The organism is Streptococcus sp. HMSC066E07 (genome assembly GCF_001814695.1).
GTDB lineage: Bacteria > Bacillota > Bacilli > Lactobacillales > Streptococcaceae > Streptococcus > Streptococcus hominis.
In genome coordinates, this window is sequence record NZ_KV817410.1 from 21698 (window position 1) to 40779 (window position 19082).

The 19082-nt window shown below is 37.9% G+C and carries 21 protein-coding genes, 1 tRNA gene and 1 other RNA gene; 1 reads left to right on the forward strand and 22 read right to left on the reverse strand.

Annotated features, from left to right (window positions below; genetic code table 11):
* Positions 1-27: 27 nt before the first annotated feature.
* From HMPREF2984_RS00095 to ssrA, 22 genes are all read right to left on the reverse strand, one after another.
* On the reverse strand, positions 28-1542 hold the full coding sequence (locus tag HMPREF2984_RS00095) for a DUF2142 domain-containing protein (RefSeq protein WP_229311906.1): 1515 nt from the start codon (positions 1540-1542) through the stop codon (positions 28-30).
* A 64-nt stretch (positions 1543-1606) separates the two neighbouring features.
* On the reverse strand, positions 1607-2608 hold the full coding sequence (locus HMPREF2984_RS00100) for a glycosyltransferase family 2 protein (protein ID WP_003040081.1): 1002 nt from the start codon (positions 2606-2608) through the stop codon (positions 1607-1609).
* Positions 2609-2610: 2 nt separating this feature from the next.
* A complete protein-coding gene (locus HMPREF2984_RS00105; protein WP_003040348.1) occupies positions 2611-3879 on the reverse strand; it encodes a lipopolysaccharide biosynthesis protein in 1269 nt (422 codons plus the stop codon).
* On the reverse strand, positions 3863-4204 hold the full coding sequence (locus tag HMPREF2984_RS00110) for a DUF2304 domain-containing protein (protein WP_003037340.1): 342 nt from the start codon (positions 4202-4204) through the stop codon (positions 3863-3865). Before HMPREF2984_RS00110 ends, HMPREF2984_RS00105 begins: the two co-directional genes overlap by 17 nt.
* Before the next feature lie 7 nt (positions 4205-4211).
* Positions 4212-4907, reverse strand: coding sequence for a glycosyltransferase family 2 protein (locus HMPREF2984_RS00115; protein ID WP_003030449.1), 696 nt, complete (start codon positions 4905-4907; stop codon positions 4212-4214).
* A gap of 118 nt (positions 4908-5025) precedes the next feature.
* A complete protein-coding gene (locus tag HMPREF2984_RS00120) occupies positions 5026-5616 on the reverse strand; it encodes a class I SAM-dependent methyltransferase (RefSeq protein WP_049533016.1) in 591 nt (196 codons plus the stop codon).
* Positions 5617-5922: 306 nt separating this feature from the next.
* Positions 5923-6942 (reverse strand): UDP-glucose 4-epimerase GalE, encoded by a 1020-nt coding sequence (galE, locus tag HMPREF2984_RS00125; protein ID WP_022526671.1) that lies wholly within the window; start codon positions 6940-6942, stop codon positions 5923-5925.
* A gap of 37 nt (positions 6943-6979) precedes the next feature.
* Positions 6980-8026 carry a dTDP-glucose 4,6-dehydratase gene (rfbB, locus tag HMPREF2984_RS00130; protein ID WP_070669936.1) on the reverse strand — a complete coding sequence of 349 codons (1047 nt, stop codon included), beginning with the start codon at positions 8024-8026 and terminating at the stop codon, positions 6980-6982.
* A 30-nt stretch (positions 8027-8056) separates the two neighbouring features.
* Entirely contained in the window at positions 8057-8650 is a 594-nt protein-coding gene (locus tag HMPREF2984_RS00135; RefSeq protein WP_070669938.1) for a dTDP-4-dehydrorhamnose 3,5-epimerase family protein, read from the reverse strand.
* Between the two features lie 3 nt (positions 8651-8653).
* Entirely contained in the window at positions 8654-9523 is an 870-nt protein-coding gene (gene rfbA / locus HMPREF2984_RS00140) for a glucose-1-phosphate thymidylyltransferase RfbA (RefSeq protein ID WP_003027717.1), read from the reverse strand.
* A 201-nt stretch (positions 9524-9724) separates the two neighbouring features.
* Positions 9725-10552, reverse strand: a complete 828-nt coding sequence (locus tag HMPREF2984_RS00145; RefSeq protein WP_070669940.1) for a ZIP family metal transporter — start codon at positions 10550-10552, stop codon at positions 9725-9727.
* Between the two features lie 18 nt (positions 10553-10570).
* Complete coding sequence (locus tag HMPREF2984_RS00150; protein WP_070669942.1) at positions 10571-11047, reverse strand: 8-oxo-dGTP diphosphatase; 477 nt, start codon at positions 11045-11047, stop codon at positions 10571-10573.
* Positions 11048-12145, reverse strand: a complete 1098-nt coding sequence (locus tag HMPREF2984_RS00155) for an NAD(P)/FAD-dependent oxidoreductase (protein WP_070669943.1) — start codon at positions 12143-12145, stop codon at positions 11048-11050. It abuts the gene before it with no gap.
* Positions 12146-12157: 12 nt separating this feature from the next.
* Complete coding sequence (locus tag HMPREF2984_RS00160; protein ID WP_049533010.1) at positions 12158-12955, reverse strand: Nif3-like dinuclear metal center hexameric protein; 798 nt, start codon at positions 12953-12955, stop codon at positions 12158-12160.
* On the reverse strand, positions 12942-13631 hold the full coding sequence (locus HMPREF2984_RS00165; RefSeq protein WP_049533009.1) for a tRNA (adenine(22)-N(1))-methyltransferase: 690 nt from the start codon (positions 13629-13631) through the stop codon (positions 12942-12944). Before HMPREF2984_RS00165 ends, HMPREF2984_RS00160 begins: the two co-directional genes overlap by 14 nt.
* A 93-nt stretch (positions 13632-13724) precedes the next feature.
* A complete protein-coding gene (locus HMPREF2984_RS00170) occupies positions 13725-14399 on the reverse strand; it encodes a DnaD domain-containing protein (protein WP_049533008.1) in 675 nt (224 codons plus the stop codon).
* Between the two features lie 8 nt (positions 14400-14407).
* Positions 14408-15361: a homoserine O-acetyltransferase MetA gene (gene metA / locus HMPREF2984_RS00175; protein ID WP_070669945.1), complete on the reverse strand. Its 954-nt coding sequence runs from the start codon at positions 15359-15361 to the stop codon at positions 14408-14410.
* A 99-nt stretch (positions 15362-15460) separates the two neighbouring features.
* Positions 15461-15973, reverse strand: coding sequence for an adenine phosphoribosyltransferase (locus HMPREF2984_RS00180; RefSeq protein WP_003025236.1), 513 nt, complete (start codon positions 15971-15973; stop codon positions 15461-15463).
* A 117-nt stretch (positions 15974-16090) separates the two neighbouring features.
* Positions 16091-16786, reverse strand: a complete 696-nt coding sequence (locus tag HMPREF2984_RS00185; protein WP_049516752.1) for an LrgB family protein — start codon at positions 16784-16786, stop codon at positions 16091-16093.
* Positions 16779-17159 carry a CidA/LrgA family protein gene (locus HMPREF2984_RS00190; RefSeq protein WP_003037448.1) on the reverse strand — a complete coding sequence of 127 codons (381 nt, stop codon included), beginning with the start codon at positions 17157-17159 and terminating at the stop codon, positions 16779-16781. The genes HMPREF2984_RS00185 and HMPREF2984_RS00190 overlap by 8 nt, the downstream gene beginning before the upstream one ends.
* Positions 17160-17306: 147 nt before the next feature.
* Positions 17307-17394, reverse strand: a tRNA-Ser gene (locus HMPREF2984_RS00195).
* Positions 17395-17402: 8 nt separating this feature from the next.
* Positions 17403-17752: a transfer-messenger RNA gene (gene ssrA, locus HMPREF2984_RS00200) on the reverse strand.
* Positions 17753-17887: 135 nt separating this feature from the next.
* On the opposite strand from ssrA, the gene HMPREF2984_RS00205 reads away from it, so the two are divergent.
* Entirely contained in the window at positions 17888-18889 is a 1002-nt protein-coding gene (locus HMPREF2984_RS00205) for a YdcF family protein (RefSeq protein ID WP_070669947.1), read from the forward strand.
* Positions 18890-19082 lie beyond the last annotated feature (193 nt).

Sequence of the window (19082 nt, forward strand, 5' to 3'; positions counted from 1 at the left end):
ATTTTACATCACTCCTAACTTTAGCTATCAAATTTTAAGACCATAATATTGAAGTACTGTTAACACAACAGACATCATTATAAAGACCAATGCAATAAATAAAACAAAGGTATCTCTTTTCTCCTCTTCTTCTGAAGAGAGTGTAGGGTATATCGGCACAAATAGCTTAATACTATTAAACGTTAAACCTAAAAGTAAGATAACCCCAGTAAAATATCTACCTTGAACACCTTGAATAGCAATTTCATTAACTTTCCCCCACATTAAATAGGCTGTCATCAAAATGCCAAACGTAATTCCAACACCGACTAAAAAAGTTCCATATTTACTAATTTTAGGTAAAGGATTATATTGAGGTATCATAAATATGACACAACTGATAAATATTAAATAGAACCATAGTAAGTTTCCTAAACCATAGGTTAACCAGCCAAATGTAAACAGGGAAGGGATTTTATTTGGAATTAAATTCACCCACTCTTGCACAATCATTCTTGAAAATTCATTCATATGTCCTATTGTGTATTTAATCTTTTCAACTGGGTTTACATCAGAAGTTACCTGATTCATATTAATATTACTAGATAAACGCAACCAAAAGAAGCTTAAAATTCCTACTAGCAAAATGAGCCCAATAATAAATACATAAGTATACCGATCTGGTAATTTCTTTTTTGGTATAAATAATAACAATCCTATCAATAATACATATGGCAATTTCATGGTAGTCATTATTAAACATAATGTTGCAAATAATAGAATATCTAATAAAGAAACCTTATCTTTTTGAACATACTCACAAAACAAAGCAATAATCAAAAAGAGAAACCCGTTCACCATACCGTCTGTACTGAAAGAAGATGCTAAATATACACTCATTGGTAGCATCCCTAGACTTGCGAACAATAATTCTTTCCCCTTAGCTTTTTTTATAGCTAACCTAATTAACAACGCATAAGCCAAAAGATTACATAAACGCCCTAAAATGATTGAAGATAGAACACTTGATCCTAAAATCTTAGCGATTGTCAAGCCAAATACTTGGGGTAAATAAGGAATAAACGATGAAGCATTCGTTGCTAAAAATTTAGGATAACGTGCAGTTTGTGAAGAGGTCTTAACTTTATCTAACCCAGAATGTATCAACGGTTTTTTAAATACTTTTTCAGCTTCTACAGCATCCTTAGAAACTCTAAACTCTGAAGACTTTTTGGGAAGATAGAGGTGCGCTTCTGATATGTACAAAGCTCTTGAATAATGAGCAGTCTCATCAGGAACATCTAAAACAGGAGTTAAAATAACAAAAAGCCCCCCCGAAAAAAGAATACTCCAAAATACCTTATTATGCAATTTTCCAGGTAAACAAATAGTTATGCTAAATACCAAACCTGTTATAAACAATAAAGTCCTTGGAATGGTAGCCGTTGAACCACCTAAATAAAAATAAGTAAGGAATAACAGACCCCATAATCCAAATAAATATTTCCAGCGTTTTGTTATATTCAATACAAAAGAATAAAACCAGTCTTTTATATTGAACATAAACGACCAATTAATAGACTTCTTTATCACAATTACCCATTCTCCAATCTTTTTTAATAGAATATTAGCGTTTTTTTGCCAACAATAACAACCCAAACCACTCATTCTTCAATACTTTTAAAAACAATGGTACAACATAAGCTAGTTTAGAGTGAATATTTACTTTTTGTACACCTTGTTTGATATATTTATTCTTTTCCCAGTTTTTTCCAAAGTACCTTTCCATAAAGAGGATAATATCTTTAAAATCTTGTTTCTTCACTTCTGGATATTTCAACAATCTATAGGTATGACCAACACATAGATGTTCCAAGGCCAAATATTGTAATTCTTCTTTATATTTATCAAAATCATCACCAAATAGAACAAACAGATATTCCAAAGCATCATAGATATCAAAAATATTTGACTTGCTTGAATTCATGATTGAACCAGAAGTATCAACTGTATATCGGTATAAATATTTTTTTATATAAGAAATACTAGTGCATTTTGAAGTCATATAGGGCATTAAGGCAACATCTTCATAAATTTTCCCTTTTGGAAAATAATTGAAATCAAAAAAATGTGACTTATAAATTCTAGTCCAAGAAGCGTGTTTTGTTAGCATGAATAAACGAATATTATTATCTGAATCTTTACTATCATTAAAGAAAGGATTGACATTTAAATGTTTTATCAATTTCTCATCACTATCAATTAAATCAAAATCAAAATAAATAACATCATTTCCTTTTGCTAACAAAAACTCCGTTAAATAATTAGGATATATACAATCATCTGGATCAATAAAAGTGGTATATTCACTATCACAAACTTGATTTAATCCATAGTTTCTTGCATCTGACACTCCTCCATTTTCTTTTGAAAACAGTTCAATAAATGGATATTTTTCAACATATTCCTTAATAATCTCTTCCGAATGGTCTGTACTCCCGTCATTAACACAAATAACGCGGATCGCGCATTTCTCTAAATTGTCTTGATTGACAATACTATCTAAGCATCTTCTTAAATATTTTTCTGTATTATAAACGGGAATAATGACAGTTAAATCATATTTCATTCTTATTTCCTTTTTCTCCCAGCTACCATATAAATGCCAAAAATACCGACTAAATAAGCGGTCATAACAATCAGAAAGCTGAGTGCTGCACCTAACATACGATAATGATAAATAAATGGTTCTGTTACCAACTTAGTGATAACTAATAAAACGATATATAAACCTACTAATAAGTGTTGCTTTCGAACAATGGTTAGAATATTTTCAAAAACAATGGCTAAAGCATATAAAACTCCTGCAAAGATTAGAATTGCAAAAGGAAGAGTGTATTGTGATAACGCCACTCCAAATACCAAACTAAGAATTGGGGTGCCTATGAAGTAAGCCACTATCGTAACGGCTATCCCACCTATAAATAAATAGAGCAAGAGTTTTTTCACAATTAGAGAAAATTCTACATACTTTTCTCGATTCCACAAAATAGCCATTTGGGTTATTAGGGGTCTAACCATTAAAATGATGAGACTCATAAAAAAAACAGGCATAAAAAGAATGTTAAAATCACGTTGCATGCCAGTCTGCAAAACTCCTTGATTTAGGCCTTTTTCAATAATAATCTTAGGCTCGTTTAAAATATATAATAAAATAAATCCATTCACAAATAATGGCCAACAAGCCAGAAAAATATCTTTTATATCTTTTTTGTAATTGCTAGAGAAGAGTTCTTTCCATTGAATCGTTTCAAAATATTTAAGAAAACTGGTTTCATAAAAAATGATAACTAAGCCATTCCAAATGACTAAAGAAAATAAACCTACAATCACAGACTTCGAAAGCAAAATACTAAGAAACAGGACAACTACACTAGTGGAATAACGGTAAAACATTGTTTTCCCAGCTATATCCATACGTTCTCTTTGTTGAAATAAGCCTTGAAATAAATCAGATACCGCATCCCACATACGATACAAAATCATTAAAAATGTCAGTAAAATCGTTTCAAAAGAATAACGGCCTTCTCCGACAATATATAAATAGGGATATAATGTGACCAACATCGCTAAAATTGTTATCAACCTAGTTTGAAAATATCCTATGAAAGAATGCTTTTGATTCACATCCGTTCCTTGATAATTTCTGACTTGGAAAAGTCCGATAACAATCCAAAGAGTCCCAATGGAATTCGCCAAGCTAAATTGGTCTGCTACTTTGGCAGAAGTTAATCTTGTTACAATCAGTAGATAAAGGACAGAAACTCCTGAAGCTGCTAAATTCCCCAGTAAATTCCAAAAATAAATCTCTTTAGCAGAAGGATTAGTTTTTATTTTCATCTTTCTCCCTCAGTGCGATTGTTTGAACTAAATTTTTAAATTTCGTATCTAATTTAGATAATCTAAGAGTGAGTTGGAATTGATTGATGAGCAATAAGAAAATGACAAATAAAAAGATAAAATTGACTGCTGATACAATTCCTAATGCACTTGCGATAGCTTCTGCTAGACCTGGGAAAATGCTAAATACTAATAAAATTAAAGAGAAAAATACCCAAAATATAGCATCGTTGATTTGAACTTGTGATTTTCGAATGCTACGTAAAATAAAGGCACAAGTCATAATAGAGACAAAAATCAATACAATTTGAAACCAAATAGTCATTTAATGTCTACCCTCTCTTTCTGAAATTCTGAATAATCAAGATAGATACAAACATGTGCGTCATATATTGAATAGAGCGAGAAAGTGTCAGATAACTCTCACCAGCTTGTCTCTCTTCCATTCGCACTTGGGCTTCTGCTACTTTCACACCATGACGAATTAGATATGAGACGGTATCTGGCTCAGGTCCATAATTGATATTGAGAGCAAATTCTTTGATAAGTCCTTCAGAAAACATCCGCATACCAGAGGTTGGATCGTTGATTGTCTTTCCTGTGGTTAATTTAATGGCTGCACTAATGAGAATATTCCCCATCATCCGCAAAGACGTTTCGCGCTTTTCCGTCACAAAACGAGATCCAATAACCATTTCATAGCCTTCGTTCATTTTTGCTTCTAAAACTGAGATATACTCAGGCAAATGTTGACCATCTGCGTCAAACTGCACTGCTTTTTTATAGCCTTGCTCATAAGCATATCTAAGTCCTGTTTGAAATGCGCCTGCCAATCCTAAATTGACCGGCAAATCCACAATATTATAACTGTTTGCATGGCAAATGGCTGATGTTCTATCTTTTGAACCGTCATTGATAATCACATAATCATACTGTGAATAATTCCTGATGATATTGTTGACAACATTCTCAATAGAGCCTTCTTCATTGTAGGCAGGTATAATAATCAATAAATCCGAAGATTTCACTTAATCTCATTCTCCTTCAAAATCATATAACCCCATTATACTATATCCACGCGGCATTTTCTACTATTTCCATAAAAGAATCAAGAAATCTACTATAAAGACAAACCAAAATCACTCGTCATGCAAACGAGTGATTTTGTGCTAATGTCAAGAAAAGCTCTGCATAATTTCCTAAAAAGAGTTCCTCTGCACTATAAATTATCTGAGATTTGACGGATGAGAAGCCACTTTGAGACAGTTTTCCTTCCAAGTCAGCAAGATGAAAGCCATGATGATTTACGTCTGTTTTAACAAAATCTGCAATAAAAAGTTGTCCGTCTTCTACAAGATGATTTCTAAACATCGCTAGAGTCTTCTCAATATTTGGCATATGATGAAGAACACGACTAACCACGATGATGTCAAACAATTGGTTTAATGGTTTTGTCAACAAATCCTGCTGTAACAAATAAACATTCTCAATAGCTTGTTTTTCCACTTTTAGGCGAGCTTGCTCAAGCATTTTTTCAGAAATATCAACAAGCATGACTGACTTGGATTGAGTTGCCAATGGCAGGCTCACCAATCCTGTACCACCGCCAAAATCTAAAATGCACTTGTCAGAGAAATCTACAATTTGTTTCTCCACTTCTTGGCGAATAAGATTGGCAATAAATATATTTTTTGGAGAATCGAATGATCCTGCTTTATGATTAAAATGATGTTCCATATTTTTAGTTTAACACAAAGAACATTATTCCACTAGAAAAATGCTTAACTGGTTTTCTAATTTTTTAGTAAATTTACTTTCAAGTCATCATGCAAAAACTTCAGAACAGCGAGTTCTGGTCAACTTCCACAAGGTTGATTAGATACTTCTCACAAGCTTGAATAGAAAATACCTCGCAAGCATTATTCGCAACTTCAACGCAATGTTTTGAGTAATCAACTACTGTGCATCAAGCTTATTTCTATGCAAAAAGCGAGGCTGAGAAACTACTATCCCAGCCTCGTCTACTATTGACATATTTTTTATTTAGTCATCAAATCCATTTGGGTGTTTGCTTTGCCAATGCCAAGCATCTTGGCACATGCGTGTAATATCAAATTGTGCTTCCCAGCCTAATTCCTCTTTTGCTTTTGTAGAGTCGGCATAACAAGTGGCAATGTCACCAGGGCGGCGGTCAACAATCTTATAAGGGATTGGTTTGCCGACTGCTTTTTCCATATTTTGGATAATTTCTAAAACAGAATATCCTTTGCCGGTACCAAGGTTATAGATATTTAGACCAGCAGTTCCTTCAATTTTTTGCAGAGCAGCCACATGTCCTTTTGCCAAATCCACCACGTGAATATAGTCACGAACACCGGTACCGTCAACTGTTGGATAGTCATTACCAAACACTTGCACTTCTTTTAATTTTCCAACAGCAACCTGCGTCACATATGGCAAGAGATTATTTGGAATGCCATTTGGATTTTCACCCAAATCACCACTTTCATGAGCACCAATTGGATTAAAATACCGAAGCAAGACAACATTCCAGCTTGAATCAGCTTTATAAATATCTGTCAGCATTTCTTCAATCATTAGTTTTGTACGTCCGTAAGGATTGGTGACTGACAGAGGAAAATCTTCTAAAATTGGAACGGTATGAGGGTCTCCATAGACAGTTGCAGAAGAGCTGAAAATGATATTTTTGCAATTGACTTCTTCCATAACACGTAGTAATGTCAATGTTCCTGTAATGTTGTTTTCATAATAAGTCAATGGAATTTGTGTTGATTCACCAACTGCTTTCAACGCTGCAAAATGAATCACACCTGTTGGTTGTTCTGCTTTAAAGATTTCAAGCAAGGCTTTCTTATCACGAATGTCCACTTGATAAAATGGAATTTTTTGACCAACAATTCGTTCTACAACTTCTACACTTTTTTTGCTGCTGTTCACTAAATTATCAACAATAACAACTTCGTGTCCAGCATTGACTAACTCAATAACGGTATGCGTTCCGATAAATCCGGCTCCACCTGTTACTAAAATTTTATGTTTCATGATTCTCCTTTTAAGACAAAACTTCAATAGTTACTTTTTATTTTAATACTTTTTGAGTCTTGGCATAGTTGGCTTCGACAGCTTCCTTTTCAGCTTTCCACCAATCTTGGTGATCCGTGTACCATTTGATTGTTTCTTTCAATCCAGCCTCAAAGTTGGTAAATTCTGGTTTCCAACCTAGTTCATCACGCAACTTGCTAGCATCAATAGCATAGCGCAGGTCGTGACCCGCACGGTCTGTTACATGATCGTAAGCGTCAGCTGGTTGTCCCATTTCTTTGAGAATGAGCTCTAGCACTTCTTTGTTATTCTTCTCACCATCTGCACCAATTAGGTAGGTTTCACCGATTTTCCCTTTTGTGAGAATGGTCCAAACCCCTGATGAATGGTCATTGGTATGAATCCAGTCACGAACATTCTTTCCTTCACCATAAAGTTTTGGACGAATGCCTGAAAGGATATTGGTAATTTGGCGCGGAATAAATTTTTCGATGTGTTGATATGGTCCATAGTTATTTGAACAATTAGAAATAGTTGCCTTGACACCGAAAGAGCGTACCCAAGCTTTGACAATCAAGTCAGAAGCTGCCTTAGTTGAAGAATAAGGTGAGCTTGGATTGTATTTGGTTTCTGGAGTGAATTTTTCGCTCGGTCCTTCACCATGCCCCGGAAGATCTTCACGAAGAGGAAGGTCACCATAAACTTCGTCAGTAGATACATGGTGGAAACGAAGATCGTATTTACGAGCCGCTTCAAGAAGCGTATAAGTTCCGACAAAGTTCGTATCAATAAACGGACGTGGGTCATTAAGTGAGTTGTCATTATGGCTTTCTGCCGCATAGTGAACAATAGCATCTGCATTCTTAGCCACTTGGTCAACAATCGCTGCATCAGCAATATCTCCAACGACCAACTCCACGCGGTCGCCTAGAATTTCTTCAATGTTGGCACGGTTACCAGCATAAGTCAGTTTATCCAGAACGGTAATATGCACATCTGGAAAGTTATTGTACACATAATGGACAAAGTTAGAGCCGATAAAACCAGCACCACCTGTCACTACAATATTTTTATATTCAGTCATGAAAAGATTTTCTCCTATCTTCTGAGGGTATTATAACATATCTTTGGTCAAAGGTTTAACATCCTTAAGCATTGGATGATTCTTATCTGCTTCAGATACTTCTGCTTGGTCAAGATTTTCCCATTCAATGCCAAGAGCGGGGTCAGCATAGTTGACAAAGGCATACTTAGGTTTCAATTCCAATGCCCAGTAGTCATTGACCAAATAGCTATAAGAAACCGTATCTGACAATACTTGAAAGCCATTTGCTACACCGCGAGGAACGAAAATCCCTTTGCTGGCATCAATGACCGTTTGGTAGGTATTTCCGAATGTTTCCCCTTCACGCAAATCAACCCAAGAACCGAGAACTTTTCCGCCATCTGCGACAGAAATGTACTTATCCCAAGGTTCTGCATGAAGACCACGGAGCACATTTTTGCAGGAAAAGCTGACATTGTTTTGGAGCTTACCTTCAGCAAAAAAGCTTTCTGGAAAACCAAGGGGTACCATTTTTTCTTTTTGAAAGTTTTCCTTGAACCAGCCACGATTGTCCCCATGAACTGGAATATCAAATTCCAGCATGCCAGGAATGGCTTCAATCTTACGAGCTGCTAATTTTTTTTCAAAAAATTGTTCAGACATGTCTTATTCTTCTCCAATCAAACGTAATAAGTAGTGACCGTATTCGTTCTTTTTAAGTGATTGTGCCAAATCATGCACTTGTTCTTTAGTGATATATCCCATACGGTAGGCAATTTCTTCTAAGTTTGCTACTTGAACATTTTGCATACGTTGGACGGTTTCGATGTATTGAGCAGCTTCTAATAAGCTCTCGTGTGTACCGGTGTCCAACCAAGCAAAACCACGTCCCATAAGCTCAACAGACAAATCGCCGCGGTCTAAGTAAGCCTTATTGACATCAGTGATTTCCAGCTCTCCACGTGGACTAGGCTTGATATTTTTAGCAATTTCTACTACGTCATTGTCATAGAAATAAAGTCCTGTAACTGCATAGTTAGAACGTGGCTGTTCTGGTTTTTCTTCGATAGAGATTGCATTCATATTTTCATCAAATTCAACCACACCGAAACGCTCTGGGTCTTTTACTTGATAACCAAAGACAGTCGCTCCGTTTTCCTTAGAAGCAGCTTTTTGCAGCATTTTACTAAGGCCTGGACCATGATAAATATTATCACCTAAAATCAAAGCCACATGGTCATCTCCGATAAAGTCAGCCCCGATGATAAAGGCTTGGGCCAAACCATCTGGACTTGGTTGCTCAGCGTAAGAAAGTTTGATACCAAACTCCGAGCCATCACCCAACAAATCCTCAAAGCGAGGGAGATCTGTCGGTGTTGAGATAATCAAGATGTCCTTGATACCAGCCAGCATGAGGGTTGATAATGGATAATAAATCATGGGTTTGTCATAAACCGGCATGAGTTGTTTAGACGCAGCTCTAGTCAAAGGATATAAACGTGTACCAGAACCACCTGCAAGGATAATACCTTTCATAATGAGTTTCCTCTCTTAAATGTATTCTACTTATTTTACCATTTTTGAAAGCGGATGTCATCCTTCAAGAAAGAGAGCATGTTCATTCAAAGCTTTTCATACTTAATAAAAATTAAAAACGAAACCAAAAATCTGCCAAGATAGAACTGTTGTTATCTGGCAGATTGATAAAATAGACGCTTGATTTCAAAAAAGTATCTGCTATCCCAAAGCCACATCCAATACCATCATCAATACAAAGCCCACCATGAGACCTAAAGTCGCAACATCTGTATTGCCATTTGTCTGAGAATCTGGTATCAGCTCCTCCACGAAGACGAAAATCATGGCTCCCGCCGCAAAAGACAGGGCATAGGGTAGAATAGCCGTCATTGTCATAACCGCATAAGCACCAAGAACCGCTCCGATAGGCTCAACAATAGCCGATATCGAGCCCCAGTAAAAAGCCTTAAGACGCGATTCCCCATCTGTCCGTATAGGAATGGACAAGGCTGCCCCTTTCGGCACATTTTGGAGACCAATTCCCAAAGCCAGACCTACGGCTCCGATAAAGACTTCTGGACTGGAATTGCTGGATAAGGCACCAAAAGCCACTCCTACTGCCAAGCCTTCTGGAAAATTGTGTATGGTAATAGCCAGAAAAAGCAGGGCTGTTTTGGACAGTTTATTCCGGCTGTGCTCCGGCAGACTTTCTGCCTCAGATACATCCTTTTTGCTAAGGTGTAAATGGGGTACTACCGCATCAATAAAGCGCAAGAAGAAACCACCCAACAGAAAACCAAGGGCGGCTGGCATCCAAGACCAGACTCCATAGTTACCTTTTGCATACTCAATTGAAGGCTGCAAGAGCGACCAAAATGAAGCTGCAATCATGACACCAGCTGCAAATCCCATCATAATATCCAGCAGCTTACGACTGACTGTTTTAAAGAAAAAGACAACCGCAGAGCCTACAATGGTACAGCCCCATGTAAAGAGTCCCGCCAAAAAAGCCTGTAGCACCACAGGCTGCTCCTGCAACCAGTTCATAACAACTTCATCTCCTCATTATCTTTCATCATACAATATCGTCTTGGTTTCTTTGATGTAATGGTTCTCTTCATCCCAATAGTGAATCCGCTCAAAGGAGCCTTTTCGCCAGTACAAAGGAAGCCTATCTCTGATGTCGTCCTGCATGTCGAGCTGGTCCAGTTCATCAATTGACCACCATTTGGGCTGACCTTCCCGTGATTCCGTTAGCAGTTCCCCTTCAAAATCCTCACAGAGAAAATCATAATAGACATAACGCTCTGCTTTTGCTGGATTGGTAAAACCTGAAATGCCTTTAAGCTGTAATTTCAAAGCCGTCAATCCCGTTTCCTCTTTCAACTCACGAGCTGCTGCTTCAAAAAAAGATTCTGGAAACTCAACTTTTCCACCTGGCTGAATCCAACCTTTAAAATCATCATGCTGTCGATTGAGCAAGAGAACTTGATTCTCTTTTTTCACACAAACATTGACCCAATTTAAAATATTCTCTGTCACCTATTTCTCTTTCTTAATGTAGCTTTCAATGGGATAATCCGCTAGATTTAAACTACCGTTTTTTCCCTGAATTATCTGAACTAAATGATATCCGATGAGAGGTCCTGTCGTCAAGCCAGACGAGCCTAAACCACTAGCTGCAAATACCTGAGGAAGATCTGGCACCTGACCAAAGAAGGGAGAAAAGTCACTAGTATAGGCTCGAATTCCGACCCGTTCGTTCACCACTTTCGCCTGAGATAACCTAGGAAAATAGTAGAGAGCTTCCTGTTCCATTTTATCTAACATGACCTGATCTACTTTAAGGTCATAGCCCATTTCATTTTCGTGTGTAGCTCCCATACTGATTTTGCCATTTTGAAAAGGAATAATATCTAGCTCTCCTTCTGGCATAACAACTGGATAATCATCTGTCACCAGAGCAGTCTGATAATCTCGCAACTGCCCTTTTTGTGGACGAATATCCACTTGATAACCTAATGGACTCAAAAACTCGGGCAACCAAGCTCCTGTTGCCAATATAACTTGGTCAAAACAACAACTATCAACCCAGAAAGCCCCATCTCGAATGTCCAAACTTACTTTCTTTTGAATTACTTCTGCACCGCTAGCCGTAAGCAAAGTCTGAGTCAATAATGAGCCTTCCACGCGTGCTCCTCCAGAAGCATAGAGCAGCCGGTCAAAACCTTTAAGATTTGGAAAGTACTCTGCTGCTTCCGCCCGTGAAAGTAGCCGCAAGTCGCCAATGAGCGGTGACTCTTTTCGCCGTTGGTCTGCCAAGTCATAGAGTGCCTCCAAGCTCTCCTCTTTTTTCTTCAGCAAAAAGACGCCAGTCTGCTGATAAAACTCCGTTTCAAAACCGTCCTTCTGTAAATCAGTTATCAAATCCAGATAAAAATCTGCTCCCAGTCGCGCCATACGATACCATGCTTTATTGCGCCGCTTAGAAAACCACGGACTGATAATACCAGCTGCTGCTTTGGTTGCCTGACCTATTCCATGGTCAAAAACTGTTACCTGATAAACAGGATTTTTTGATAGATAATAGGCAGCAGTTGATCCAACAATCCCCGCTCCGATAATCGCTACTTTTTTCATACAATTTCCTACTTAGATATGTTTAAAAGGATTTGTAGAAACTTGACTGGCTAAAAATTCAACTTCCCAACCCTCTTCTACTTTCCAGTCTTGAAACTTTTCAACCAATTTTTTTACAAAGAACACTTCTATATGGTGACCCGGATCCAAAGCTAGAAGCCCCTCGCTCAGCATATCCTGTGCTGTATGGTAGTAAATATCACCTGTAATATAAAGCTGAGCGCCCTTTGCTAAAGCCTCCTTGTAAAAGGACTGACCACTGCCACCACAGATTGCCACTTTCTCAATCATTCGCTCCAGATCCACAGCCGAATAAGTCACCAAACGCAGACTATCCAGACCAAAAGTTTCCTTAACCTTGCCTGCAAAGTCTCCAAAAGTCTGAGGTGCAATCTTGCCAATACGACCAATGCCGTGTCCAGGAACCGTTTCGCTAAGATAATCCGTATCAGTGATTTCTAGTAGATCACAGAACCAGTCATTGAGACCGTCATCCACAATATCAATATTGGTATGGCTGACATAGACTGCAGTATCGTGCTTAATCAGATCGATGTAAATCTGATTCTGAGGTCGGTCTGCCACTAAATCCTTAATAGGTCGAAAGATCGGTGCGTGCTTAACCAAAATCAAATCTACATCTTTTTCAATCGCCTCTGCAACTGTCTGCTCGCGGATATCCAAAGCTACCAGTACTCGCTTAACTTCCTTATTCAGAGTTCCAATTTGCAGTCCGCAGACATCTCCCGTCATGGACAGATTCTTAGGACAGTATGCTTCATAACGGTTAATAAAATCACTTGCCAGCATGCAGTACCTCCTTGATTTGCTTGATTCTTTGGGACATAGCAGAGCGTTCCGTTAGATTTTTCTCGGGGATTTTAGCCAAAGCTTTTTCCAGCTTGTCTACTTCTCGCTGCCATTTATCTAGAAAAACAGCTGATTGCTCCCTCATTAGATAAGGTCCGAAGCGTTCTTGTTTAGCATTCAACACTTGATGCCCCTGTTCAGCTATCATTATCTCGTAAAATTTCCCATTTTCTTCCACAATAGCTTCCTCAATAATTTGAAAATTATGACCACATAACCACCTGCGAAGTTCATCTTCCCGATTGTTAGGCTGAAGAATCAGGCGCTTAACAGATGCCAATTTTGCACTGTCATTGTCTAAAATATCTGCTATCAATCCTCCTCCCATTCCTGCAATAACGATAACATCAATCTGATCTTCTGCATCAAAAGCTGCCAAACCATTTGCCAAGCGAACATCAATTTTATCGGACATCTGATTATCTGCTACATTCGTCACCGCAGACTGATAAGGTCCCTCAACAACTTCACTAGCAATAGCCGAGGAAGTTCTTCCCTGCTGAATTAGATAAATCGGTAAATAAGCGTGGTCACTTCCTACATCCAAGATTTTGGCATCCTGTGGTACAAAACCAGCTACTTTTCTCAAACGTTTTGAGATATTCTTTACTTGCATGATAACTCATTTCTAAAATAATCGTTTCACTTAGTATATCATTTTTAAGGAACTAAAAAAAGAGTCTATTCCAAGGGAACAAACTCCGACATCTTAATCTCGCCACAAATCCATAGCCTTCAAAAAATCATCTGAGACAGTGATATTTTGCGGATTTGCCGCTTCACGTTCTTCTCGCTTCGCTTCTACCTGTGCTACTGTTGTAATGCCTTCACGGCGCCAATTCCGTAAAATAGCTTGGATGTATCTCCAGTTTGCCTTTCCATTAAAAACAGCTTCACGAAGAGCAGCAGTAACAAGTTCAGGATTGATCTTGTCATCTTGAATCGTTTTTGTTAAATCTTCAATTTCAAACGGTGTCAAGAGGCGACCTAATTCTTGCTGGAAAGTCTCGACCAAGTCTTTTAAAACATTTTGAGAAACAGTTTGCGCAACGCTTGAGCGACTTTCTACAATTTCATCTAATCGTTCAAGCGCTGGCAGCGCATCAAAAACTGCTTCAATTTCACCATTGAGTGCAATTGTTTTATACTGCAACAATCCTTTTTCTGTCAAATTTGACATAGAGCGATTGACCTCTGCAACGGATTTCCCGATACTTTCTGCAATCTGAACAGGAGAAATCTCTTCTAGCGACGTTGTATTTTGCAAATAGAAAAATTGCCAGACCAAAAAGTCATCACTATTATCAAATATTTCATGAAAATAAAAAAGAAGCTCAGTTGGCAATACTAAATTGCCCGTCTTATACGCTGATAAATAAGTCATAACACCTCTTATAAATAAGCAAACAAGGAAGCGTCATTTGCTGCATTTGCTGCATTTTCCCAGTCAAATGGCGTTTCTTGATAAACAGCATAATTAATCCAATTGTTGAAAAACAGCGCCGCAGCCAGATTCCATCGTAAACAGGGGACTGAAGTAACATCATCATTTTTGAAATAATTTTCTGGAATATGCGGATTCAGCCCTGCGTCTACATCACGCAAATATTCTTTTGCCAAGGTCTCGCGGTCATATTCCAAATGACCAAAGCTATACACTTCGCGAAGATCACGACTTGCCACAACGGAGACACCAACCTCTTCTCCACAAGCTAAAATTTCCAAATTACTCTTGTTTAAAATATCCTCTTTGCGAACTTCTGTATAACGCGAATGAGGAGCTGCGTATTCATCATCAAAACCACGAAACAGCAAATTTGGTTTTTCTGATATGGATTGACTATAAATACCGGACAACTTGCGCTTCATCTGGTGTTTGGCAATGCCATAACGAGCATAAAGAGCTGCTTGCGCTCCCCAACAAATATGCAACGTTGAGTAAACATGCGATTTGGACCAGTCAATAACTTGTCGAAATTCTTCCCAATAATCTACTGCTTCAAAAGGCAAATGCTCGACTGGCGCTCCAGTGACAATCAAACCGTCAAAATAACGACCTTTGATCTCATCAAAAGTCTTATAAAAGGTCTCCATATAGTCCGCACGTGTCGTTTTGAAGGTATGAGAAGTCATATAAAGAAATTCAATCCGAAGTTGCAATGGCGTATTTGCTAAATGACGCAACAACTGCGTTTCTGTTACTGTTTTTTGCGGCATTAAATTCAAAATCAAGATATTCAGAGGACGAATATCTTGGTGTTCTGCACGCTCATCATCCATAACAAAGATATTCTCAGATCTTAAAATGTCAACAGCTGGTAATTTCTTATCAATTTTAATAGGCATGAAAATATCTCCTTTTACTTTCTGCTTTTATTATACTGAAAGGAGATATAGTTTTCAATTATACTTTTTCTACAACAAGATATAGCTTTTACTTATACCTTAATAATGCATGAGAACTTTGTAATCGTAGTTACCAATAGCTTCGCGTCCCTTCAATTCATCCAATTCAATAAGGAAAGCGCAACCTGCAACGATACCACCTAAACGTTCAACCATTTCAATTGTTGCTTTAACCGTTCCTCCCGTTGCAAGAAGGTCATCAACAATCAGTACACGCTGTCCAGGCTTGATAGAGTCTGCGTGCATTGTTAAGGTATCTACACCATACTCTTTTTCATAACTAGCTGAGATAACCTCACGAGGCAATTTCCCAGGCTTACGTACTGGAGCAAAACCAACTCCAAGCTCATAAGCTACCGGACATCCAACAATAAATCCACGCGCTTCTGGACCGACAATCATATCAATTTTCTTGTCCGTAGCATATTGGACAATTTCACGAATAGCATAGCTGTAGGCATTCCCATCTGCCATTAATGGGCTAATGTCACGAAATAAAATCCCTTCTTGTGGGTAATTTTCAATGGTTGCAATATAATCTTTTAAATCCATAACTGTCTTTCTATCAAAAAGTTTTTACTCTCTATTATATCATGTTTTTTAGGAAATGGGGCAGAAAACATACTTGCTTTCAAAAAATAGTCACAGCACAGTCATTCTCGTCTTTTGCTATTTTAAAATAATACTTGCAACAATTGGACTGACAATCACATACATAATCCCTGTCACCCCAATAGCTAGACCAGCCATAGCTCCTGCAACTTGTCCGTATTTAAAGGCTGTCCCTGTCCCAACAGCATGTCCCGTTCCTCCAAGAGCTAAGCCTACTGCAACAGGATCTTTGATTTTTAAGATTTTTAAAACAGTCGGACCGATCACACTTGTCAAGATTCCCGTTGCAACTACAACTACCAACGTCACTGTCGTCAGCCCTTGCATTTTATCTGTAATTCCAACCGCCATAGCTGTTGTTACTGATTTGGGAAAGAGTGAAATTGCTAAGAAAAAATCCATTCCAAAAGCCTTGGCGACCAAGGCCGTAAAACTAGTATTCACTACCACCGCTATAAAAGTACCAATCAAAATGCTTCTGGCATGGTGTTTCATGAGATGAAATGTTTTATACAAAGGAATTCCCAGTGCAACCGTTGACGGCACAATGAGATTATTCAAATACGCCCCGCCTACGTAGTAATTCTTGTAAGAAATTCCTGTCAATTTTAAAAATACAATGACAAATATGGTGGCTAGAAGTAAAGGGGTTGTCAAAGGATGCGGAAATCTGCGAAAAATCAACATTCCTACCAGATAAGCAAAGATTGATAAAGCCAAACCAAATAAAGGATTGCCCCACAAATTAGACATTTCTTGTTTCTCCTTCTCCGTAATCTCCTTCAAAGCGATTTTTGATAAAATGAACAACCACAGCAATGACAACCACATTGATCACAATCGCTCCAACAATAATCAAAACAATCGGCAGCAGATAAGGCGCAATGACATGAAATTTATCCATAATTCCGACCGCTGGCGGCAAAAATAGAATCGTCATATTGGCTAATAAAAAATTTCCCACCATACTCACATGCCGCAATCTGAAAATTTTAAATTGCAAAGCCAAAAAAAGAAGAATAAGCCCAATAATACTCCCCGGAATAGGCAAATGAAAAAGATAGGAAATCCCTTCTCCTATCAAAGAAATTGAAAAAATAATCATCAATTGTACGTATAATTTCACGAGAAACCTCCAAACTTTCTAGTTACAGTCTACTACTTTTCAGAAAAATTTCAATATTTTTCAAAAAATAAATGAGTGAATCCGTTCTCTTCACTCATTTTATCTTCTAGTAAAAAAAACGCCACTAACGAGCGTTTTGTAACAAAACGGAAGACATGGGATTCGAACCCACGCACGCTTTCACACGCCTACTGCGTTTCCAACACAGCCTCTTAAGCCTCTTGAGTAATCTTCCATATTTAACAATGGAGCCGGTGGGAATTGAACCCACGTCCAAACACCTGCCAACACATTTGTCTACAACCATAGGTTATGTATTGGATTTAACTTCGCTTTGACACATAACTCAAGCCCAAGCCAAGCGAGTCTATCAGTCTCTTATCAAGCCCCTAGACAAGGCTTAATCGTATCTCGCTATTATTAAGACCGGTCATCGAACACGAGCGATCCGAATCTGGTCACGCTGGCTGTTTTTTAGGCAGCTAAAGCGTAAGAATTATTATTTTTTGCAGTTATATTTAACTGGCGCTTTACATCCGCTCGATGAGTCGCAAAATGTGCCTCATAATGCCTGTCGAATCCGTAACGACCCCAAGACATAAAAATATTATACCATATTTTTTAATAATATTTCAATTTTTAAGTCCATTGTTTTTTAAATCTACTTTTTTACAGGAACTTTTATGCTATACTAAAAAGGAAATTGGTTGAAAGGATTTCTATCATTTATGCTGCTTCATTTGATTTGGTTTATCCCTGCTTTTCTTTTTGTCATCTTATTTTGTATCGAACCCAGACGACTTTTCAATGCTTATCTGCTTAGTGTCGTTCTAATTTTATTTGCCGCTATCGTTTCTGGTTTGTTTGTGATGCATATGGAACAACTTGTCAATAGAAATCTGGCAATGCTTTCTTTGCTCATCTTAGCACTTTTCATTCCTTTGAGTGTTATAATTTCAACCATTTATCTCATTTTTAATGGCAGACAGATGATGACCTTTGAAGGCAGGCGTTTAGCAAACCTTCTCTCCCTCTTTTATGGACTCGCTATTGCTCTTTCCCTAGCGCTTACTTTTTTCTTTCCTCATTTTATCTTTCTTCATAAAATCCTATCTCTTACAAATGGACTTCTAATTTATGGTAGCTATCTTTATGTGACCTATATCCTTTACGGTTTTGTTTATAATGTATTGCCCGTCATAAAACATCCAGACTACATCATCATCTTAGGGTCTGGTTTGATAGGAGACAAGGTTCCACCTCTTCTCGCTCAACGACTCGAAAAGGGGAAGACGATGTATGAAAAATTTCATAACCATCCCAAAATTGTCGTTTCTGGAGGACAAGGTGTCGATGAACCAATAACCGAAGCAGAAGCAATGGCGCAATATTTAAGGCAAGTAGGTATTCCACAAGAAGATATTATAATTGAACGGCAGTCAACCAATACCTTAGAAAATTTGCGTTTTAGCAAAGCAATTTTGGATGAGACACGTGAGAAAAATTATCGTTGTCTAGTTGTCACCAATTCTTTCCACTCCTTGCGAGCGGGTATTTACATGCGAAAGATTGGTTTGAAAGGACGTAGTATAGGTTCCCGAACAGCACTTTATTTTCTACCATCATCTTGGATACGTGAAACGCTTGGACTGATCGTGCTTTATTGGAAATGGCACGCTATTTTTCTTGGATTGTATTTCATTGTTTGGCTTACTAACCTCTTTCGATAAGGCGTAATTTTACTTAACGGAATGAACAATTCGTAGAAAACGATTGAAGCTGTCGACCGAGGCGACAAAGTAAACTGAAACTGGTTCAGACCGTCGACCAGGACGACGAAGTAAACTGAAACTCATTCGCCTCGTCCGCTCGGCTGACACTATAAACCCAAACTCATTCACTTCGTCCGCCCAGCTGACACAA